Raw genomic sequence first — 19,378 nt, 5'->3', positions numbered from 1 at the left:
AAGGCAATCCTAAACCTTTCACAAGGTTCCGTGCAGGTTCAAGTACACCAAAACAGTGCGACTAAAACCCCGTATTTTCAATATTCCCTCTAAAAAGAATAAAATTCAACTAGCGGGCCTCGTCTGTTTTTTTGATAAGTGCATCTTTGTATTCTGCCGACGCAACTGAAAAAATATCTATATCAGGAACTTCAGAAAGCATAGAAACCTGGCCTTCAAATTCCACATTGTCAGATATTCTGATTCTTGCAGTTTTTATATCGCCTTTAACTCGGCTTCCGGAACACAGTTCAACACGTTCAGAAGCTTCAATGCGTCCTGTTACTTTGCCTGAAACAACAATGGATTCCGCATTCATTACGTCAACGTCGCAAACTGCCGAACGGTCTATCTCCAAATCCCCGGTAGCTTTTATTGTACCGTGGAACTTGCCGGTAATTACAAGACTGTCAGTAAATTCCAAAACGCCGTCAAATTCGGTTTCCTGTCCGAAGACAGTTAAATTTCCATTTTCTTTAGACATAAACTTTCTGCTTTCTATTTAAATTGAATTTTTATGCGGATTAAAAAATTAAAAATCTTCTTCTACACCAAACCCGTCACGAACAGGAAGAGACCACAAAGATTTTTTTAGTTCCTGTCCGGCACGAAAGGCAGCTACATAATGAGGTGCTACCGAAAGCTGCTCGCCGGTCTTTGGATTTCTGGCTTTTGCCCTGCCCCTTCTGAGTCTTGGCTCAAAAGTTCCGAATCCCCGAAGTTCTATTGTATTTCCGTCTTTAAGGGAATCCTTAAGCTGAACAAGAAGATTTTCAATAACATCCTGAACAACACGCTTTTCACATTTTGTATTCTGGTACACTGCTTCTACCAAATCATATTTTGTAACTTTCCTGGAAGACATAAATACACCTCTACAAAATAGAAAAGTAAAGGAACCAACAGGATGCTGCAACAGCAACACCCTATCAGTTCTTAATTAGTTTGCTGCAGCGGCAGGAGCTGTAAATGTTACGTTATAAAGTCTGCTCATGCGGCTCTTTTTGCGAGAAACTGCATTTGCTTTCATAACACCCTTGCGTCCAGCATTATCAAGCTCGGAATGAAGTGCCTTGAGTGTCTCAAGAGCAAGATCCTTGTCTTTCTTCTGAACCGCATCCAAATACTTTCTAGCACTTGTATGTACCTGTGACTTTACAGCCTTATTGCGCAGACGGCGAACTTCGCTCTGTGCATGCTTCTTTTCTGCAGAAGTTTTTTTTACTGCCAAAGGAATACCCCCAAACAAAAACTATTGGTTAGTTTATAATATCCAAAAATAATAGTCAAGTATATAAATGCTTGTATTCTATTTATTTAGAGACTCTAATAAAAAAGACTTCCAAGCCCGGCAAAGGGGGAAGCCTTTCTAGTATAACACCGATACAGACGGTATTTATTACCTTTTATTTGAAATCCTTAGGTCTGCGTTCGGTGCGCTTGCACTTCTGGCATTCTGCAAGGTTCTTAAGCTTTCCGTTTTCAAACAAGGTTTTCATAACAATCTCACCGCCGCAATCCGGGCATATAAATTTCTGAGTTGCAACTGCAGTACGAGAGTTCTTACTGGCTCCGGCCATGACTTTCCTCCATAACTAATATCGATATTTGCAAATAATACACAATTTCATTCTTGTCTGTCAAGTAACAAAGACCTTACACAGCAAACATTGTGCAACCGGCATCAATTTAATTCAAACTTCAAGAGATCCGTCAGGAAGAGCACGCCACTTATCAAGCTGAGCCTGAATAAGATGCGGTGCTTCTTCAAGAATCTGCTTTTCTTCTGCCTTGGACTGAGGAGCCGGGTAAACTTTGAGAATCTTTACACGGTATGCACCCTTATAAAGATTGCGCAGAATACTGTCCAGTTTTGAAATCTTCCATCCGCCGTCAAGAGCACAGACTGCAACGGGAAGTTTTACTGTTTCTTCAAGGCGCCTGAATCCGGCTGAATAAAACTGTCCCAGGTTTCCGTCACGGCTTCTTGTTCCTTCTGGAAAAATTACCGGAATCTGACCGCGCTCAAGAACACGTTCCCCAAGTCGCTCGATTGACTTCATTGCAAGTGCCGCCCCTCCCTTTCTTGGAATCATACAGTGTTCCTGGGAACGGAGCATTTTACCCACCATAGGGACTTTTCCGAGGGTATCCTTTGCAACAAACCTTACGACGTGGTCTGAAAAAAACTTAAAGTACACTACTATATCAAGAAGACTCTGGTGGTTTGAAACAACAACAAACTGTTCGGGAAGCCCGTCACGTTCATTTTTCGAACCAAGGAATTCAAAGTGCCTGTAATACTTGAGAATGGCAAAAACCAGACGGGCCGTACGTGAAGTAATGTAATCAGACCAGAACAAGGCCCATTTGTGACTAAGCGGGTACGTAATGCACAGCATAAACGTAGGAAAAAGCAATGCCCCGCTCAAACATAATACAGTAAGAAAACTTAACATAAGTCCATTATATGAATTTGCATACAAAAGTCTACACAAGGATACATTCAGCTTTCCAGCATTTTCTTTACGGCAAGTGCAATTTCCTGAGAATCTGCGTACATTCTTTTTGTAAGCGGAACTCCTGACGTAAACATTCTGCCGTAGGATTTTTCTACAATGCGGCGATCCAAAACGACAACAGCACCGCGGTCATCACCCCTTCGCACAAGCCGGCCGAATCCCTGCCTGAATTTTATTACCGCCTGCGGAACACTCAGTTCCATAAAAGAAGAGCCACCCCTGTTTTCTATACTTTCACTTCTTGCCGCAAAAACGGGGTCATTCGGAACAGAAAAAGGCAGTTTTACAATAACAACCTGGCTCAGACTGTCACCCGGAACATCAACCCCTTCCCAAAAACTGTCAGTTGCAAACAGAACACTTTCCCTGTCAGCCTTAAATCTTTCCAAAAGCCTGAATCTGTCGTCATCACCCTGTTTAAACACTGTTATTCCGGCACGTGAAAGTTCCCTGCACGAAGACTGGTATGCATAACGCAGACTGTCATAAGATGTAAACAGAACAAGTGTGCGTCCTCCGGCAGCCTGAATCAGAAGCGGCAGTGTCCGTTCCACATAGTTCTGGAATCCGCTTTCATAAACAAAGGGCGCATCCTTTGTAACAGCAAAAAGTACATTGTCAGCGTACGGAAAAGGAGATTCAAAGTTTTTCTTCACGACACGTTCCGGTGCCGAAAGGGAAATTCCTGTTCTTGAAAGCCAGTATGAAAAATTCCCGCCCGTACGCAAAGTTGCGCTCGTGCACACAACTGTAGAAAGCGGCTCAAAGACACCACTGTTCATAAGGGGCGCAATATCCAGCGGCGTTTGTACAAACTGGACGTATTCGATAAAATCTTCACCGGGAATTCTTGGCGGAATTTTCATTTTCTGCATCCAGAATACCTGTCCGGGATGTTCCTGCCATGAACAGAAATCTGCGCACAGTCCCGAAAGAAGATCCAGTCTTCTAAGAACGGTTTTTGCTTCCCAGACACAGGGCACATCCTTGTCATCATCATCTATTCCGTCTTCTATTTCGCGCGCAAGTGACACCAGTGTTACAAGAGATTGCCGCAGGTCTTCCATACACCGCATAACCCCGTCAAGACTGCGTACTGTTGCGGAACAGACCCTTTCAGAAGTTTCTGTTTCCATAGCCGCAAGAGCCGCCTGATCCAAAAGAAGAACGGCATTTTTTACAGATTCTGCAGCAGACCCCACATCTTCGGCATGAATTTCTGACATAGAAAGCGCAGAAAGCTGAACAAGAAGTCCCGTCAGTGAACCCCTTCTGGTTCTGTAAAGAAGACCCACCTGTTTCATAAGCTTAAACCGCGTAACCGTCTCACTCAAAAAACTTGTGGCACTGTCTTCTATTCCGTGCGCTTCATCAAAAACAATGCGTTTGTACGGAGGAAGAACTGCTGCATCTTCATATCCTGCACCGTTCATGCGGCTTTCTATGTCTGCAAAAAGAAGATGGTGGTTTACGACAAGGATTCCTGCATCAGAAGCTTCCTTGCGAACTTTCATCACAAAACATTCCTCATGATACTGGCAGCGCATTCCCATACAGCCGTCACTTTCACTGTTAACCCTTGTCCATACAGAATCAGGCGGTACAAAAAGCATTTCACTGCGGCTTCCAGAAGGACTTGTCTGCGCCCAGGAATTTATCTTTTCAAGAATTTCATTGTCTTCGCTGAACAAATCCCTGTCCGCAAGACATTCAGCAAGTCGTCTTTTGCATATATAATTCTGTCTTCCCTTTACAAGCACAGACTTTATGTTTTTGCCCGTAATCGAAAGCGCTGCGGGAATATCCTTTTCAAAAAGCTGCTGCTGAAGGTTTATCGTACCGGTAGAAATTACAACGCGTTCTTTGTTTGCATCTGACCAAAGTATAGCTGGAATAAGATAGGCATAACTTTTTCCGACTCCTGTTCCCGCTTCAAACACGCCTATTTTAGAACCGTTAAAGGCCTGTACCACATTGCGCAGAAGCTCAATCTGGGAAGGACGTTCCTCATAGTTTTTAAAACGTTTTGCAAGGGGACCGTCAGACGAAAGAAAAGCTGCGGCAGAATCAGCGTCAATATTTTTTATTTCGCGAGCCTTTACCGGTTCAACAACGGCATAAACCCGGCTTACATCATTGTCTACTATATAAAAACCCATTGAATTTTCAGCAGCAGAAGCCGCAATTCCCTGGTCGGCAGCACTCGGGTAAAGAATTCCGTTCGGATGATTGTGAATCAGAACCTGTCCCTGCTGTGCAACACCGCGGTTTACAACGACAGAATCAGAGTTTCCGCGCGAACCTACCTTTACAGAGCAGATGCGTCCGTCGGGGCCTGCTGTTCCGGACCAGAACACTTCGTTTCCTCCGGAGCGTTCTATATCCATTCTCATTGATTCTATAATTCCGGGTAAAAATCTTTCCAAACTGTCCATTACAGCCGATTTTACCCGTGACAGGCTTTTTGTTCAACATATACACCTGCGAATATTAAACAGGACAAAATACCGGAACTTTAATAAAAATATTCCGTATTTTTAAATTACCCTTAAATTTTGGTCATATTTTTCAAATCATTTCTATTTCATGTTATTTTTTTCACAGTACATGTATTCTCCTGTTATTAAATTCACAAAACAAAAATTTATCGGTCTTTATTGATATAAAATAACATTTTTAGGTTTGAAACCTACTTAACAATAAAACACTTTTATTCTATACTATATAGAAAATGCCGTCGGCATTCACTTGGGTTACGCCCATTGTTAAATTCAAACTTTGTGGCTGTTTTATACAGGAGATATTTATGGCAAACAAAATTACCATCATCGGAGCGGGACAGGTAGGATCTTCTATTGCCTACGCTCTCTGCCTTAAGAGCATAGCGACAGAAATCGTAATGATCGACATTGACAAGGACAGGGCTATGGGCGAAGCTCTTGACATTCGTCAGGGAACACCCTATATGAGTCCGGTAAACATTCATGACGGAGACTATGAAGATGCAAAGGATTCTGACATTGTTATCCTTACTTCAGGAGTAGCCCGCAAACCGGGTCAGTCACGCCTTGAACTTGCACAGACAAACGTCAACATTACAAAATCAATTATTCCGCAGATTACAAAAGTCGCACCCAATGCCATCTACGTAATCGTTGCAAATCCTGTAGACATTCTTACATACCAGTTCGTAAAAACATCAGGAATTCCTGCAGACCACATTATCGGAACAGGAACCCTTCTTGATACAGCACGCCTTCGCACAAAGATTGCCGATGTATACGGAATCGGACAGCCCAACCTCCATGCATACGTATTCGGAGAGCACGGAGATTCTTCTTTCGTACCGTGGTCACTGGTAAACGTAGCTTCTGTTCCTGTAGACGCATACTATGACAGCCTTAACGGAAAGGGAATTGCAAAGCCTGACCATGCAGAAATCGAAGACTTTGTACGCAAGTCCGGCGGAATCATCATTTCTGCAAAAAAATGCACAAACTACGGAATTGGTGCCACAACAACACGTCTCTGCGAGATAATCAAAAACTCAACAGATTCTGTAACAATTGCATCTTCAATGCTTACAGGCGAATACGGAATCAGCGATGTATGTCTAAGCATTCTGACTGTTGTAGGAGGAAACGGAATAACAGGAAGACTTGTTGCCCCTCTTACAGACAGCGAAATTGCACAGCTCAAGCACTCTGCTGACTGCCTCAAAGACGTAATCAAACACATCGAATTCTAATCTAACAAAACATAAAGCGGTGCCCCCAAAAGAGCGCCGCGACTTTTTTACCGGAGTATTTTTTCTTATGGAATACAGAATTGAACACGACAGCATGGGCGAAGTAAAGGTTCCCGCAGACAAACTCTGGGGAGCACAGACTGAACGCAGCCATGAGAACTTTCTTATCGGTGTCGGAATCGAAACTATGCCGCGCGAAATTACAAAGGCTTTCGGTTACCTTAAAAAGGCTGCTGCGATTGCAAACAACGCACTCAAGCCCGAAAAGATGACAGATGCAAAAGTAAAAGCAATAAGCCAGGCCTGCGATGAAGTTATTTCGGGCGCTCTCAACGAGAATTTTCCTCTTGTAGTATGGCAGACAGGAAGCGGCACACAGAGCAACATGAACACAAACGAGGTTATTGCAAACCGCGCCAATCAGATTGCAGGAACAAAACTGTGCCACCCGAACGATGACATCAACATGAGCCAGTCCTCAAATGACACCTTCCCTACAGCAATGCACATTGCAGCCGTTGTTGAACTTGAAGACAAACTTTTCCCTGCGATTGACCTTCTTACAGATACATTCAAAAAGCTTGAAAAAGCAAACGAAGGCATCGTAAAGTCAGGAAGAACACATCTTCAGGATGCTGTACCGATTCAGTTCAGCCAGGAAATTTCGGGCTGGAGAACTTCACTTGAACGCGACAAAGAAATGCTTTCTTCTTCCCTTCCCTACCTCAAGCAGCTTGCACTGGGAGGAACTGCTGTAGGAACAGGACTCAACGCTCCAAAGGGATTTGATTCTCTCGTAGCACAGAAAGTCAGTGAACTTACCGGAAAGGATTTTATTACAGCCCCCAACAAATATCATGCCCTTACATCAAAAGACGAGATCGTTTTTGCACACGGAGCCCTCAAGGCACTTGCTGCAGACCTCATGAAGATTGCAAATGATGTACGCTGGCTGGCTTCAGGTCCAAGATGTGGTCTTGGTGAGATTCACATTCCTGAAAATGAACCGGGTTCTTCCATTATGCCGGGAAAGGTTAACCCCACACAGTGCGAGGCAATGACAATGGTTGCCGTTCAGGTTATAGGAAATGACACTGCCGTCGGAATGGCTGCAAGTCAGGGTAACTTTGAACTCAACGTTTTTATGCCGGTAATTGCATACAACTTCCTTCAGTCAGTACGTCTTCTTGCAGAAGTTATGGTAAGCTTTAACAAGAACTGTGCTGTAGGAATTACGGCCAACAAAGAGAAGATGCACTTTAATCTGTACAATTCCCTTATGCTCGTTACGGCACTCAATCCGTACATCGGTTACGAAAATGCCGCAAAGACAAGCCATAAAGCCTATGAAGAAAACATATCCCTTAAGGATGCCTGTGTTCAACTTGGTTTCCTTACGGCAGAAAAATTTGACGAAGTGTTCCATCCCGAAGAGATGGCTCAGAGCAAATAGTTTAATAGAAATATATTGGAGAAACAAGAATGGGTGACAACAAGACAAACGAAGGTTCAGCGAACCTTACTTATTCTTATTTTCCCGGATGCACGCTCAAGAACAAGGCAAAGGACTTGGACATGTACGGTCGTCTGAGCGCACAGGCTCTCGGTTTCAATCTTGAAGAAATCGAAGACTGGCAGTGCTGTGGCGGTGTGTACACAACAGGCAAAAACGAAATTGCCTCCAAGCTTCCTTCTGTCCGTGCCCTTGCGGCTTCCAGAGATAAGAACCAGACTCTCGTAACACTCTGTTCTGCATGCTACAACGTGCTCAAACAGGTGAATGATGACATGAAGAATGATGAAAATACTGTTCTTCACGTTAACAATTATCTCAAGCAGGACGGAATCGAATACAACGGAGAAACAAAAGTTCTGCACTTCCTTGAAGTTCTCCGCGATGTTATCGGCTGGGACAATGTAAAAAAAGCCGTAAAGAATCCGTTCAAAGGAAAGAAAATCGGTGCCTATTACGGATGCCTTCTTCTTCGCCCCGGAAAAGTAATGGAATTTGATGATCCGGAAAACCCCCAGATAATAGAAGATTTTATCAAGGCAATCGGTGGAACTCCTGTAATTTACTCACAGCGCAATGAATGTTGCGGTGCATATGCAGGTTTTGAAGATCCGTCAATTCCGCAGAAAAGAGCCAGGGCAATTCTTGACAACGCACAGGACATGGGAGCAGACTTCCTTGTAACAAGTTGCCCTCTTTGCCGCTACAATCTTATAAAGAACAAGGGTGAAAGCAACCTCGATGTAATTTATTTTACAGAACTTCTTGCCGAAGCTCTTGGAATTAAGGAGAACGCTGATGCTTGACTCTGAAATTCAGAAATACAAGGATCTTATCCTTGAAACAAGCGGTGTGAACACAAAAAAATGCATGGTATGCGGAAAATGCTCAGGCACATGCCCGAACTACGATTCCATGGAATATCACCCGCATCAGTTTGTGCAGATGGTCGAAAACGGCGAAATTGAAAGCCTTCTTAAAAGCAAGTCCATTTACACCTGTCTTACATGCTTTGCGTGTCTTGAAAGATGTCCGCGCCAGGTTGAACCTGCAAAGCTTATCGATGCAGTTCGTACTGTTGTAGAACGCGAAAGAGGTCCGCTTCATCTTGATCCTGTTCAGGTTCCTGAAAAGCTTGATGATGACACACCCCAGCAGCTTCTTATGAGCGCATTCAGAAAATACAGAAAATAGGAGTGACAGATGGAAAGAATTGGTGTTTTCGTATGTCACTGCGGCACTAACATTGCCGGTACGGTTGACGTAGCAAAAGTCGCTGAAGAACTTGGAAAAGTAAACGGTGTTGTTTATTCAACACATTACACATACATGTGTTCTTCTGCCGGACAGAAAATGATTGAAGACCACATAAAGGACGACAAGCTTACAGGCGTTGTTCTTTGTTCCTGCTCACCGCGTATGCACGAAAAGACATTCCGCGCATGTGCAGAAAGAGCCGGTCTTAACCCATACAAAGTAGAAGTAGCAAACATCCGCGAACAGACATCATGGGTTCTCAAGGATGTAGAAAAGGCAACAGAAAAAGCCATTGCACTCGGAAAGGCTGCCGTAGCAAAGTCTATTCTTGACACTCCCCTTACAGCAGGAGAAACACCTGTTACAAAGAGGGCACTTGTTATTGGTGGTGGAATTGCAGGAATTACAGCCGCTTTGGACATTGCAGATGCAGGATTCCCCGTTGACATTGTAGAAAAGAAACCTACAGTCGGTGGAAAAATGGCTATGCTCGACAAGACATTCCCGACCCTTGACTGCGCATCATGTATTGTTACACCAAAGATGACAGAAGTAAGCCAGAACCCCAACATCCGCATTCTTTCTTATTCAGAAGTTGTAGGCGTAAAGGGATATATCGGAAACTTCAGCATAGACATCAAACGCCACGCACGTTATGTTGACGAAACAAAATGTACAGGCTGCGGCGAATGTATCGAAAAGTGTCCTATGAAAAAGGTTCCGAATGACTTTAACCTTAATCTGAACAACAAAAAGGCCATTTACATTCCGTTTGCACAGGCTGTTCCAAAGGTAGCCACAATCGATGCAAACTACTGTCTTCACATGCAGGCTCTTGCAAAAGGCAAGGACAATGTATGCGGATTCTGTGAAAAAGCCTGCGGTGCTGGAGCAATCAACTACAAGGCACAGGATGAAGTTATCACAGAAAAGTACGGAGCTATCATCGTTGCTACAGGATACAACCCGATTGAACTTACAAAGTTTGATGAGTATGCGTATTCACAGAGCCCCGATGTTGTTTCATCTCTTGAATTCGAGCGTCTCTGTAATGCTTCGGGTCCTACAAACGGTCACCTTCTTCGCCCTTCAGACGGAAAAGAACCAAAGAACATTGTTTTTGTACAGTGCGTAGGAAGCCGCTGTTCCGCAGATGCAACAAAGGGTCACGAGTACTGCTCAAAAGTATGCTGTATGTATACTGCAAAGCACGCTATTCTTACACGCGACCACTACCCTGACACAAACTGCTATGTCTTCTATATAGACGTTCGTACTCCGGGAAAGAACTTTGATGAATTCTACCGCCGTGCAGTTGAACAGTACGGTGTTCACTACATCAAAGGTCAGGTAGGAAAAGTTACACCAATGAGCGACGGAACACTTGACGTTCAGGGAAGCGACCTTATCCTTAACAGACAGATTCATATCAAGGCAGACATGGTTGTTCTTGCTGCATCAATCGAAGCAGACAAGAGCGCAAGACCTCTTGCCACAATGCTTACAACTTCAATGGACAACAATGACTTCTTCCTTGAAGCACATGCAAAACTGCGCCCTGTAGAAAGCCCTACTGCCGGAATTTTCCTTGCAGGCTGCTGCCAGGGACCAAAAGATATTCCTGAAACCGTAGCACAGTCATCTGGTGCTGCTGCAAAGGCAATCTGTCTTCTCGTAAAGGACAAGCTCAAGAACAATCCGTGCACAGCCCATCCTGATGAAAATGCATGTAACGGCTGCGGACAGTGTGCAAATGTTTGTCCGTACGGAGCTATCTCTTACATAGACAAGGACTTCCGCGGACCAAACCGCACGACAATCACACGCCACGTTTCCCAGGTAAACACAGCAATGTGTCAGGGATGCGGTGCATGTACTGTAGCATGTCCTTCAGGAGCAATGGATCTTAACGGATTCAGCAACAAACAGATTCTTGCGGAGGTGGATTCAGTACTTTAACCTACTGGAGAATTGCTTATGGAAACCAAAACAAATAATCCAAACTGGACACCAAAAATCGTAGCATTCTGCTGCAACTGGTGTTCATACGCAGGAGCAGACCTTGCCGGAAACAACCGCCTTGAGTACCCTGCAAACGTAAAAATAATCCGCATTCCGTGTTCATGCAGACTGAACCCGCTGTTTATTCTGCGTGCATTCCAGCGTGGTGCTGACGGAGTTATTCTCTGCGGATGCCACCCCGGAGACTGCCACTACTCTACCGGAAACTATTTTGCAAGAAGAAGAATGACTCTTCTGTTCAGCATGCTGGACTATCTTGGAATAGAAAAAGGCCGCACAAGAGTTGAATGGTGTTCAGCTGCGGAAGGTGTTCGCTTTGCTGGAATCATGAACGATTTCGTATCTAAGATTACAGAGCTTGGCGAAAACAAAAAGCTGGAGGACGTAAGATGCAAGACAGCAAACTGACATCAACTCTCATAGAAAAAGCCTCAAAGAAGCTTTCTGACGGAAGTGTACAGAAAGTTGTCGGCTGGAGAAAAGGTCTCTTCGACTATGACATTACTCCAAGTGTTTTCACTTCTGCAGATGATCTTCAGAAGAACTTTGTCTATGATGAAAACTGCGGTGCAAACCTTTCAAAGTATCTGGTAAAAATTACAAGAGAAATCGAAACAAAGAAAAGCACTGTCAGAATGAACAACAAGATGGCAAAGCAGCGTGACCCGAATGCACAGGACCAGCCCATACCAAGCGAAAAGGTTCTTGTTTTCCTTAAGCCCTGTGACACATACAGTTTTACAGAACTTTTGAAGGAAAACCGCATTGCACGTGACGATGTCTATGCAGTGGGAATTCCCTGTGACGGAATGAAAGATCCGGAAACAAACGGAATTTCTGAAAGATGTTCAGTCTGCAAGAGCAAAAAGCATATCACTTATGACGAACTCATTGGTGAAGAAGGCGATGTTCTGGAATCAAAGAGATTTGATGAAGTAGAAAAGCTTGAAGCAATGACTGCAGCAGAACGCTATAACTTCTGGCAGAACGAATTCAGCCGCTGTATACGCTGTAATGCATGCCGCGATGTTTGCCCTGCCTGTACCTGCGAAAAGTGCGTATTCGACAACAACAAGCTTTATACATCACAGAAAGTGGCTCAGACTTCTTTCGAAGAAAGCCTTTACCACATTATACGTGCATGGCATGTTGCGGGACGCTGTACTGACTGCGGTGAATGTTCACGCGTTTGTCCGGAACATATTCCGCTTCATCTGCTTAACCGCAAGTTTGCAAAGGACATTAACGAAATTTACGGACCTTATATTGCAGGAAGCGACATGGAGACCAAGCCTCCGATGCTTACTTTCACAGAAGGAGATGCGGAACCTACAATCGTATACGACCGCTCTTCAGACAAAGAAGGAGGTGAAGAATAATGCTTTCTCTTTCAGCAGAAAAAATCGACGGATTCTTCAAGGCTGTTGCCGCTTCAAAGAATCTTTACATACCTGTTGACAATACTTCAGGAAAGGCCAACTTCCAGAAATGGAGTGAAGGAACAAAACTTTCTTCACAGCTCAAAACTGTACGCTCTGCCAAAGACTTTTTCTTTCCAAAGACAGAGAACCTTGTAAACTACAAGATTGACGGAAAGTCAGTTACAGTTGAAGATCCGCGCAAAGATGTGGAAGACTTCGTTGTATTCGGAGTAAGAGCCTGTGACGCAAAGAGTTTTGAGATAATCGACAATGTTTATCTTAAAATGACTCCGGTTGACTCATACTACAAGAACAGACGCGATCATGGAACTGTAGTTACACTCGCCTGCTCTGAACCTGCACAGACCTGCTTCTGCCCCACATACAAAATTGATGCGGCAAATCCTGCAGGTGATGTTTCTGCCTGGCTTGCTGACGGAACATATTACTTCCTTGCAAACACAGACAAGGGTAAATCACTTCTTGAAAGTGTAAAATCTGTTCTTTCAGAAGCAGATGAAAAGGCAGTTGACGCAGAAAAGAAGGCTATCTCTGAAAAACTCGAAAAGCTTCCGTTTGCACACCTTGATCTTTCCAAATTCGACGGAAAGAACATGATGAAAGTCTTTAACTCAAAGGTTTGGGACCGTGTAAGCGAGGCTTGTCTTGGTTGCGGTACATGTACCTATGTTTGTCCTACCTGTATGTGCTTTGACGTACGCGACTTTGACACAGGAAACGGAATCAAACAGGTGCGCTGCTGGGACTCATGCATGTACAACGACTTTACACAGATGGCTGCAGAAAACCCACGCCATACCCAGAAAGAAAGAAGCCGCCAGAGATTCATGCACAAGCTCGTATACTATCCGATGGCACACGATGGACTGTGTTCCTGCGTAGGCTGCGGAAGATGTCTTGAGAGCTGCCCTGTCAACATGAACATTGTCAAGGTAATCAAGGCGTTCAACGAAGAAGCCGCGGAGGAAAAATAATGGAACAGAACGAATCATTCATTCCTTATGTCGGAAAAATTATCGACATCCGTCAGGAAACACCGGACGTAAAAACATTCAGTGTTGTAGGCAAAGACGGAAAAAAGCTTTTTGAGCACATTCCCGGACAGTGCGCCATGCTTATAGTTCCGGGAGTCGGAGAGTCAATGATTTCTATCACTTCCTCACCGACACTTGAAACACACATGGAATTCAGCATCAAAAAGTGCGGATGCGTTACCGAATGGCTTCACAATGCTGAAGTCGGTCAGGAAATCTGCGTAAGAGGACCTATCGGAAACGGATTCCCTGTAGAAGGTGCCCTTAAAGGAAAAGATATTCTGGTAATTGCCGGCGGTATCGGAATTGCCCCTGTTCACTCTGTAGTAAACTACATGATGGACAAGCGCGAAAACTACGGCCGCATTCAGGTTATTTACGGCGGACGCTCAAAGGCAGATCTTGTTCGCCTGGAAGAAATGCAGAATGTCTGGATGAAACAGCCAAACTGTTCGATTGACCTTACAATAGACCGTGCAGAAGAAGGCTGGGACGGCCACGTTGGTTTTGTTCCCCCGTTTGTTACGGAATGCAATCCCAACCCTGACATGACCGTAATCATGTGCGGACCTCCAATCCTCATCCACCTGTCACTCGATGCTCTCAAGAAACTGGGCTTCAAGGATACTCAGATTTTCACAACAATGGAAATGAGAATGAAGTGCGGAATCGGCAAGTGCGGCAGATGCAATATTGGAAACAAATTTGTCTGCAAAGACGGACCTGTTTTCAGCTTTGACCAGCTTGGAGAGCTTCCTCCGGAATATTAATATTGCCGGGCAGATAAAGTTATAAAAGCTACAATAAGGAGTAAATATGTCAGAAAAACAGATGGCAACAATATACCTGTTCGGAAAGAAATATGAAGTTCCGGCAGAACTTACAATTATGAACGCAATGGAATACGCCGGCTACCAGCTCAAAAGAGGCTGCGGCTGCCGTAACGGATTCTGCGGTGCATGTGCAACAATTTACCGCATTAAGAGCGAGAACCAGCTTCAGACATGTCTGGCATGTTCAAAGAAAGTCGAAGACAACATGTACATTGCAACTCTTCCGTTCTTCCCTCTCGTAAAACAGGTTTATGACCTTAATACAATGAAACCGGAACAGGCTGTAATGATGCAGCTCTACCCCGAGATTTATTCATGCGTAGGATGCAATGCCTGTACAAGAGCATGTCCGCAGAGTCTTAACACAATGCAGTACATCGCATATGCCCAGCGCGGAGACTTTGCAAAGTGTGCAGATCTTTCCTTTGACTGCGTAATGTGCGGATGCTGTTCAAGCCGCTGTCCTGCAGGAATAAGCCACCCGCAGGTTGCAGAACTTGCACGCCGCCTGAACGGAAAATACATTCAGCCACAGAGCCAGCATCTTCTTGACCGTGTAGCAGAAATTGAATCAGGAAAGCTTGAAGCAATGATCCAGAACATCATGAACAAGCCTCTTGACGAGATAAAGGAACTCTACAACACAAGAGACATAGAAAAATAACAGCAGCCGGCCTGTACGGCTGTTCTGCACAAAAGTTGTTTTAGCGCAGGCACACGTTGTCTGCACAAACCTTAATTTACAGAGGTAATATACATGTACGGAAATTATCTTGACGAAGCAGCCAAAATTGTTGCTGCAAAACGCGAAGAAAACCTTAAATTCGAGCACGCTCGTCTTACTGCAGATGAAAAGGACGCGCTCCTTAAAGAATATCACCCGGACCGCATTGCAAGCCAGTTCGAAGAGCTCAAAATCGGACCGAACAAAGGACAGAAGGCTCCTATTGAACTTGCAGCAATGCTTCAGGCAAAACCAAGATTCGAGCCGGAACACATTGATCTTGCACACGTTGACTACGAAACAGATGTTCTCGTAATCGGTGGTGGCGGAGCCGGTACATCTGCTGCAATCATGGCAAGCGAAGCTGGAGCAAAAGTTCTTCTTGCAACAAAACTCCGCATCGGTGATGCAAACACAATGATGGCAGAAGGCGGAATTCAGGCTGCAGACAAACCGAATGACAGCCCTGCACAGCACTATCTTGACGCTTTCGGAGGCGGACACTTTGACGGAAAGCCGGAGCTCGTTTACACTCTTGTAAATAAGGCTCCTTCTGTTATCAAGTGGCTCAATGACCTTGGAGTTGAATTCGACAAGGAAGCAGACGGAACAATGGTAACAACACACGGTGGCGGAACAAGCCGCAAGAGAATGCATGCCTGCAAGGACTATTCAGGTGCCGAAATCATGCGTACTCTCCGTGATGAAGTTCTTAACCGCCCTGACCAGATTACTGTTGTAGACTTTACTGCAGCTGTAGAAATCATCAAGGACGAAAAGGGAAATGCCTGCGGTGCTGTTCTCATGAATATAGAAACAAATGAAGTCCGCATTGCAAAAGCAAAAGTTGTAATTATTGCAACAGGTGGAGCAGGACGCATGCACTACCAGGGATTCCCGACATCTAACCACTACGGTGCAACAGCAGACGGTCTTGTACTTGCTTACAGAGCTGGAGCAAAGCTTCTTTACCAGGATTCACTCCAGTACCATCCTACAGGAGCTGCATACCCTACACAGATTCTCGGAAAACTTGTTACAGAAAAGGTACGCTCACTCGGAGCAAAACTTATCAATAAAGACGGTGAAGTATATATTCATCCTCTTGAAACACGCGACGTTAACGCTTCAGGAATCATCAAAGAAGTACGCAACGGACGCGGTGTAAAGAACGATGTTCAGGATGCAGTATGGCTTGACACTCCGATGATTGATATGATCCACGGTGAAGGAACAATTCTTAAGTCAATTCCTGCAATGTACAATATGTTCATTAAATACGGCATTGACATCAGAAAGGAACCGATTCTTGTTTACCCGACCCTTCACTACCAGAACGGCGGTGTAGAAATTGACAAGACATGTCATACAAACGTATCAAATCTTCTCGTAGCAGGAGAGGCTTCAGGCGGAGTTCATGGAACAAACCGTCTTATGGGAAACAGCCTTCTTGACGTTGTAGTATTTGGACGTGAAGCCGGAATCGAAGCAGGAAAGATGATTAAGAACATTGCACTTGCAGATACATCAAAAATGAATCTTGATCATGTAAAAGCTTTCGAAAAAGAGCGCGATGCAGCAGGAATCAAGGGTGACGCAGTTTCGCCAAAGATTCTTCCTTCATACACTCACGGAAACAAGGAATTCGAGAAATCACCGTTCCCAGGAGCTTCAAAATAATTCAGGACATCTCTAAAAATGGCAATTTTTAGGGACTCCCTTTAGTCTCCAAAAACCCTGTTTTTTTGGAAGCCGAATTATTAACAGACCAAAAGTCAGAAAACGTACGTTTTCTGACTTTTGGTAAACTATTCTGCGCAGTTTATGATCCCTCAAAAAATACTGCGCACTAAAAATCAAAATCCTTAAGGAGGCATGGCGGAATTGCCTACGCGTTCTGCCGTCATTATGCGTACTTTAAAAAAAATACTCTCGGATTCAGCGAGAGACTACAAATATCTTCTTAGAAATATTCCTTCAGTAACAATTGCTGTTTTTGTTCTTTCTGTTGTCTGTGCAAATCTTATGGCAAACAAGGAACTGGTAAGTTTCAAATATGTTGCCCTTGACTGCGGATTCGTATTCAGCTGGATTATGTTTTTGTGCATGGACACTATCTGCAAGCGGTGGGGAGCAAAAGCTTCCATAAAAGTTTCTGTTCTGGCACTTGCAATGAACCTTTTTGTATGTGCAGCATTTGCCCTTCTCTCCCTGGCTCCCGGAAAATGGGGAGAATTCTATTCAACAGAGAGCCAGCAGGTAAACGATTCCCTGAACGCAACATTCGGCGGCTCATGGTACGTGGTACTAGGTTCAGCCCTGGCCTTTATAATTTCTTCAATAATAAACGCATTTCTTAACGAAGCTGTTGGAAAGCATTTCAAAAAAGACGGTTTCTTTTCTTTTGCCGTACGCTCCTATATTTCTACTGCAATTGCCCAGTTTGCAGACAATCTTGTATTTGCAACTGTTGTGTCAAAAATATTCTTCGGCTGGACGTGGACGCAGGTTTTGGTATGTTCGGCGATTGGTGCTGTCTGTGAACTTTTGTGCGAAGTTCTTTTTTCAGGAATAGGATACAAAATTGTCGTCGGCTGGGAAAAAGACAACGTCGGTAAAGAATATTTTGACTTTCTGCAAAAAAAACAGATAAATGCTGAACAAATTGAGGCAAAATGAAAGTTTTAATAACAGGCACGGCTTCGGGAATAGGATATGAAACTGCCCTTCTGTTTCTGAAAAACGGACATGACGTCTTTGGAATTGACATAAATCCTACTGCAATAAATCCTGCAGGATTCAGCGGAAAATACACGCATTTCAAAGCAGACATTTCTGTTCCTGAAAGTCTTCCCGAAATTGACGGAATACAGATTCTCATAAACAACGCAGGAATTCAGTCAGGAACAGACAGCGACATTAAGGTAAATCTTCTGGGAACAATGGCCGTAACCAAAAAATATGCGTTCCAGAAAGAAATAAAGTCGGTGCTTTTCATAAGTTCGGTTTCGGCAATGTCAGGCAATGAGTTTCCGGAATACGTTGTTTCCAAAGCCGGAATAAACGGGTACATGAAAAACTGCGCAATTCTTCTTGCAAACAAATACAGGGCAACATGCAATGCACTTTGTTTCGGAGGAGTTCTTACAGAGCTGAACAATCCCGTTACCAAAGACGAAAAACTCTGGCAGAAAATAATGGACGTTACTCCTTTAAAAAGATGGGCAACAGCAGAAGAAGCCGCAAAATGGTGCCACTTTATGACAGCCGAAAACACGTTCTGTACGGGACAGGCTATTGATATTTCCGGCGGTGAAAGAAACTGCATGGATTTGTTTGTGTGGCCCGAAGAAGAAAAACCTCTTGAAAATTAGTCAAGCTGAATGTAATCTAGTGGAATGAAAATCATATCGTGGAACGTAAACGGAATCCGCGCCGTAGAAAAAAAAGGTTTTACAGACTGGCTTCTTTCTTGCGGCGCTGATGTTGTATGCATTCAGGAAACAAAGGCTTCTCCTGACAAACTTTCGCCTGAACTTCTTGCTCCGGGACTTTCTTCTGCGGAAGAGGAAAATGATGCCCCGCTTTTTGCAGCTGCACTGGAGAGTGAACAGAAAGGTGCAGTTTACAAGTCATACTTTAACTCTGCAAAAAAACCAGGCTACTCGGGAACGGCAATTTATTCACTCAAAGAGCCAGACTCTGTTACAGCCCTTGGGGAAAGCGAATTTGACGATGAAGGCCGCACAACAATTGCTTTTTTCGGAAAGACGGCTGTAATTTCTGCATATTTCCCGAACAGCCAGGCAGAAGCAGCAAGACTTGACTACAAGCTCCGTTACTGCGCCTGCATTTATGAAAAGTGCAATGAACTTGTTTCAAAAGGATACGACGTTGTACTTTGCGGCGACTACAACATTGCACACACGCCGGCAGACATTGCAAACCCAAAGGCAAATGAAAAAAATGCAGGATATCTTCCCGAAGAGCGTGCCTGGATGGATTTTTTTACGACACACGGCTATAAGGACTCATTCAGATTATTCTGCAGCGAACCGGGACATTATACCTGGTGGAGTTACAGATTCAATGCAAGGGCAAAGGACATAGGATGGCGGCTGGACTACCTGTGCGTAAACGAGTCAATGGCAAAGAAAGTAAAATCCAGCATAATTCTGAAGGACGTTACGGGAAGCGACCACTGCCCTGTTGAAATCGAAATTGAATAAATTCGGCATGAATAA

20 protein-coding genes are annotated in these 19,378 nt (G+C 44.2%); 14 read left to right on the top strand and 6 right to left on the bottom strand.

Annotated elements, in window-relative coordinates; genetic code table 11:
* Positions 1 to 109 precede the first annotated feature (109 nt).
* From IWA51_RS05005 to IWA51_RS04980, 6 genes are all read right to left on the bottom strand, one after another.
* Positions 110 to 523, bottom strand: coding sequence for a bactofilin family protein (locus IWA51_RS05005; protein WP_177527455.1), 414 nt, complete (start codon positions 521 to 523; stop codon positions 110 to 112).
* Positions 524 to 571: 48 nt separating this feature from the next.
* Positions 572 to 904, bottom strand: a complete 333-nt coding sequence (locus IWA51_RS05000) for an HU family DNA-binding protein (RefSeq protein WP_177527454.1) — start codon at positions 902 to 904, stop codon at positions 572 to 574.
* 75 nt (positions 905 to 979) lie between these two features.
* Positions 980 to 1,270 (bottom strand): 30S ribosomal protein S20, encoded by a 291-nt coding sequence (gene rpsT / locus IWA51_RS04995; protein WP_177527453.1) that lies wholly within the window; start codon positions 1,268 to 1,270, stop codon positions 980 to 982.
* Between the two features lie 175 nt (positions 1,271 to 1,445).
* Positions 1,446 to 1,619, bottom strand: a complete 174-nt coding sequence (locus IWA51_RS04990; RefSeq protein WP_177527452.1) for a hypothetical protein — start codon at positions 1,617 to 1,619, stop codon at positions 1,446 to 1,448.
* A 114-nt stretch (positions 1,620 to 1,733) separates the two neighbouring features.
* The gene (locus IWA51_RS04985) at positions 1,734 to 2,498 is read right to left on the bottom strand and encodes a lysophospholipid acyltransferase family protein (protein ID WP_177527451.1); all 765 of its coding nucleotides are present in this window, start codon (positions 2,496 to 2,498) and stop codon (positions 1,734 to 1,736) included.
* A gap of 47 nt (positions 2,499 to 2,545) precedes the next feature.
* Positions 2,546 to 4,996 carry a helicase C-terminal domain-containing protein gene (locus IWA51_RS04980; protein ID WP_177527450.1) on the bottom strand — a complete coding sequence of 817 codons (2,451 nt, stop codon included), beginning with the start codon at positions 4,994 to 4,996 and terminating at the stop codon, positions 2,546 to 2,548.
* Positions 4,997 to 5,367: 371 nt separating this feature from the next.
* Here IWA51_RS04980 and IWA51_RS04975 point away from each other — a divergent pair, with 371 nt between their 5' ends.
* The 14 genes from IWA51_RS04975 to IWA51_RS04910 all read left to right on the top strand — a co-directional run bounded on the left by IWA51_RS04975 (position 5,368) and on the right by IWA51_RS04910 (position 19,363).
* Entirely contained in the window at positions 5,368 to 6,309 is a 942-nt protein-coding gene (locus IWA51_RS04975; protein ID WP_177527449.1) for an L-lactate dehydrogenase, read from the top strand.
* 67 nt (positions 6,310 to 6,376) lie between these two features.
* Positions 6,377 to 7,762 (top strand): class II fumarate hydratase, encoded by a 1,386-nt coding sequence (gene fumC / locus IWA51_RS04970; RefSeq protein ID WP_198443449.1) that lies wholly within the window; start codon positions 6,377 to 6,379, stop codon positions 7,760 to 7,762.
* A gap of 29 nt (positions 7,763 to 7,791) precedes the next feature.
* The gene (locus tag IWA51_RS04965; RefSeq protein WP_198443448.1) at positions 7,792 to 8,628 is read left to right on the top strand and encodes a CoB--CoM heterodisulfide reductase iron-sulfur subunit B family protein; all 837 of its coding nucleotides are present in this window, start codon (positions 7,792 to 7,794) and stop codon (positions 8,626 to 8,628) included.
* Positions 8,621 to 9,016: a 4Fe-4S dicluster domain-containing protein gene (locus tag IWA51_RS04960; RefSeq protein ID WP_177527446.1), complete on the top strand. Its 396-nt coding sequence runs from the start codon at positions 8,621 to 8,623 to the stop codon at positions 9,014 to 9,016. Before IWA51_RS04965 ends, IWA51_RS04960 begins: the two co-directional genes overlap by 8 nt.
* A gap of 9 nt (positions 9,017 to 9,025) precedes the next feature.
* Positions 9,026 to 11,038, top strand: coding sequence for a CoB--CoM heterodisulfide reductase iron-sulfur subunit A family protein (locus tag IWA51_RS04955; protein ID WP_177527445.1), 2,013 nt, complete (start codon positions 9,026 to 9,028; stop codon positions 11,036 to 11,038).
* A gap of 18 nt (positions 11,039 to 11,056) precedes the next feature.
* On the top strand, positions 11,057 to 11,509 hold the full coding sequence (locus IWA51_RS04950) for a hydrogenase iron-sulfur subunit (protein WP_177527444.1): 453 nt from the start codon (positions 11,057 to 11,059) through the stop codon (positions 11,507 to 11,509).
* Positions 11,491 to 12,480, top strand: a complete 990-nt coding sequence (locus tag IWA51_RS04945) for a 4Fe-4S dicluster domain-containing protein (RefSeq protein WP_198443447.1) — start codon at positions 11,491 to 11,493, stop codon at positions 12,478 to 12,480. The genes IWA51_RS04950 and IWA51_RS04945 overlap by 19 nt, the downstream gene beginning before the upstream one ends.
* On the top strand, positions 12,480 to 13,517 hold the full coding sequence (locus tag IWA51_RS04940; RefSeq protein ID WP_198443446.1) for a 4Fe-4S dicluster domain-containing protein: 1,038 nt from the start codon (positions 12,480 to 12,482) through the stop codon (positions 13,515 to 13,517). The genes IWA51_RS04945 and IWA51_RS04940 overlap by 1 nt, the downstream gene beginning before the upstream one ends.
* Entirely contained in the window at positions 13,517 to 14,347 is an 831-nt protein-coding gene (locus IWA51_RS04935; protein WP_177527441.1) for an FAD/NAD(P)-binding protein, read from the top strand. The genes IWA51_RS04940 and IWA51_RS04935 overlap by 1 nt, the downstream gene beginning before the upstream one ends.
* 46 nt (positions 14,348 to 14,393) lie before the next feature.
* Entirely contained in the window at positions 14,394 to 15,074 is a 681-nt protein-coding gene (locus IWA51_RS04930; RefSeq protein ID WP_198443445.1) for a 4Fe-4S dicluster domain-containing protein, read from the top strand.
* A 93-nt stretch (positions 15,075 to 15,167) separates the two neighbouring features.
* A complete protein-coding gene (locus IWA51_RS04925; protein ID WP_177527439.1) occupies positions 15,168 to 16,814 on the top strand; it encodes an FAD-dependent oxidoreductase in 1,647 nt (548 codons plus the stop codon).
* Between the two features lie 195 nt (positions 16,815 to 17,009).
* On the top strand, positions 17,010 to 17,813 hold the full coding sequence (locus IWA51_RS04920) for a VUT family protein (RefSeq protein ID WP_230402713.1): 804 nt from the start codon (positions 17,010 to 17,012) through the stop codon (positions 17,811 to 17,813).
* Positions 17,810 to 18,508, top strand: a complete 699-nt coding sequence (locus IWA51_RS04915; protein WP_198443444.1) for an SDR family NAD(P)-dependent oxidoreductase — start codon at positions 17,810 to 17,812, stop codon at positions 18,506 to 18,508. The genes IWA51_RS04920 and IWA51_RS04915 overlap by 4 nt, the downstream gene beginning before the upstream one ends.
* Positions 18,509 to 18,532: 24 nt before the next feature.
* Positions 18,533 to 19,363, top strand: coding sequence for an exodeoxyribonuclease III (locus tag IWA51_RS04910; protein WP_198443443.1), 831 nt, complete (start codon positions 18,533 to 18,535; stop codon positions 19,361 to 19,363).
* The last annotated feature ends 15 nt before the right edge of the window (positions 19,364 to 19,378 follow it).

This window comes from Treponema peruense, assembly GCF_016117655.1.
Classification (GTDB): domain Bacteria; phylum Spirochaetota; class Spirochaetia; order Treponematales; family Treponemataceae; genus Treponema_D; species Treponema_D peruense.
Note: the sequence above shows the minus strand (reverse complement) of the source record. Positions and strands in the feature narration are given on the sequence as shown.

What these genes read in the sequence shown, in the direction of transcription:
- IWA51_RS04975 (WP_177527449.1), top strand. Translation starts at nt 5,368, where the DNA reads ATGGCAAACAAAATTACCATCATCGGAGCGGGACAGGTAGGATCTTCT.
- IWA51_RS05000 (WP_177527454.1), bottom strand. Translation starts at nt 904, where the DNA reads ATGTCTTCCAGGAAAGTTACAAAATATGATTTGGTAGAAGCAGTGTAC.
- IWA51_RS04955 (WP_177527445.1), top strand. Translation starts at nt 9,026, where the DNA reads ATGGAAAGAATTGGTGTTTTCGTATGTCACTGCGGCACTAACATTGCC.
- IWA51_RS04985 (WP_177527451.1), bottom strand. Translation starts at nt 2,498, where the DNA reads ATGTTAAGTTTTCTTACTGTATTATGTTTGAGCGGGGCATTGCTTTTT.
- IWA51_RS04990 (WP_177527452.1), bottom strand. Translation starts at nt 1,619, where the DNA reads ATGGCCGGAGCCAGTAAGAACTCTCGTACTGCAGTTGCAACTCAGAAA.
- IWA51_RS04930 (WP_198443445.1), top strand. Translation starts at nt 14,394, where the DNA reads ATGTCAGAAAAACAGATGGCAACAATATACCTGTTCGGAAAGAAATAT.
- IWA51_RS04980 (WP_177527450.1), bottom strand. Translation starts at nt 4,996, where the DNA reads ATGGACAGTTTGGAAAGATTTTTACCCGGAATTATAGAATCAATGAGA.
- IWA51_RS04910 (WP_198443443.1), top strand. Translation starts at nt 18,533, where the DNA reads ATGAAAATCATATCGTGGAACGTAAACGGAATCCGCGCCGTAGAAAAA.
- fumC (WP_198443449.1), top strand. Translation starts at nt 6,377, where the DNA reads ATGGAATACAGAATTGAACACGACAGCATGGGCGAAGTAAAGGTTCCC.
- IWA51_RS04960 (WP_177527446.1), top strand. Translation starts at nt 8,621, where the DNA reads ATGCTTGACTCTGAAATTCAGAAATACAAGGATCTTATCCTTGAAACA.
- IWA51_RS04945 (WP_198443447.1), top strand. Translation starts at nt 11,491, where the DNA reads ATGCAAGACAGCAAACTGACATCAACTCTCATAGAAAAAGCCTCAAAG.
- IWA51_RS04925 (WP_177527439.1), top strand. Translation starts at nt 15,168, where the DNA reads ATGTACGGAAATTATCTTGACGAAGCAGCCAAAATTGTTGCTGCAAAA.
- IWA51_RS04920 (WP_230402713.1), top strand. Translation starts at nt 17,010, where the DNA reads ATGGCGGAATTGCCTACGCGTTCTGCCGTCATTATGCGTACTTTAAAA.
- IWA51_RS04915 (WP_198443444.1), top strand. Translation starts at nt 17,810, where the DNA reads ATGAAAGTTTTAATAACAGGCACGGCTTCGGGAATAGGATATGAAACT.
- IWA51_RS05005 (WP_177527455.1), bottom strand. Translation starts at nt 523, where the DNA reads ATGTCTAAAGAAAATGGAAATTTAACTGTCTTCGGACAGGAAACCGAA.
- IWA51_RS04965 (WP_198443448.1), top strand. Translation starts at nt 7,792, where the DNA reads ATGGGTGACAACAAGACAAACGAAGGTTCAGCGAACCTTACTTATTCT.
- IWA51_RS04935 (WP_177527441.1), top strand. Translation starts at nt 13,517, where the DNA reads ATGGAACAGAACGAATCATTCATTCCTTATGTCGGAAAAATTATCGAC.
- IWA51_RS04950 (WP_177527444.1), top strand. Translation starts at nt 11,057, where the DNA reads ATGGAAACCAAAACAAATAATCCAAACTGGACACCAAAAATCGTAGCA.
- IWA51_RS04940 (WP_198443446.1), top strand. Translation starts at nt 12,480, where the DNA reads ATGCTTTCTCTTTCAGCAGAAAAAATCGACGGATTCTTCAAGGCTGTT.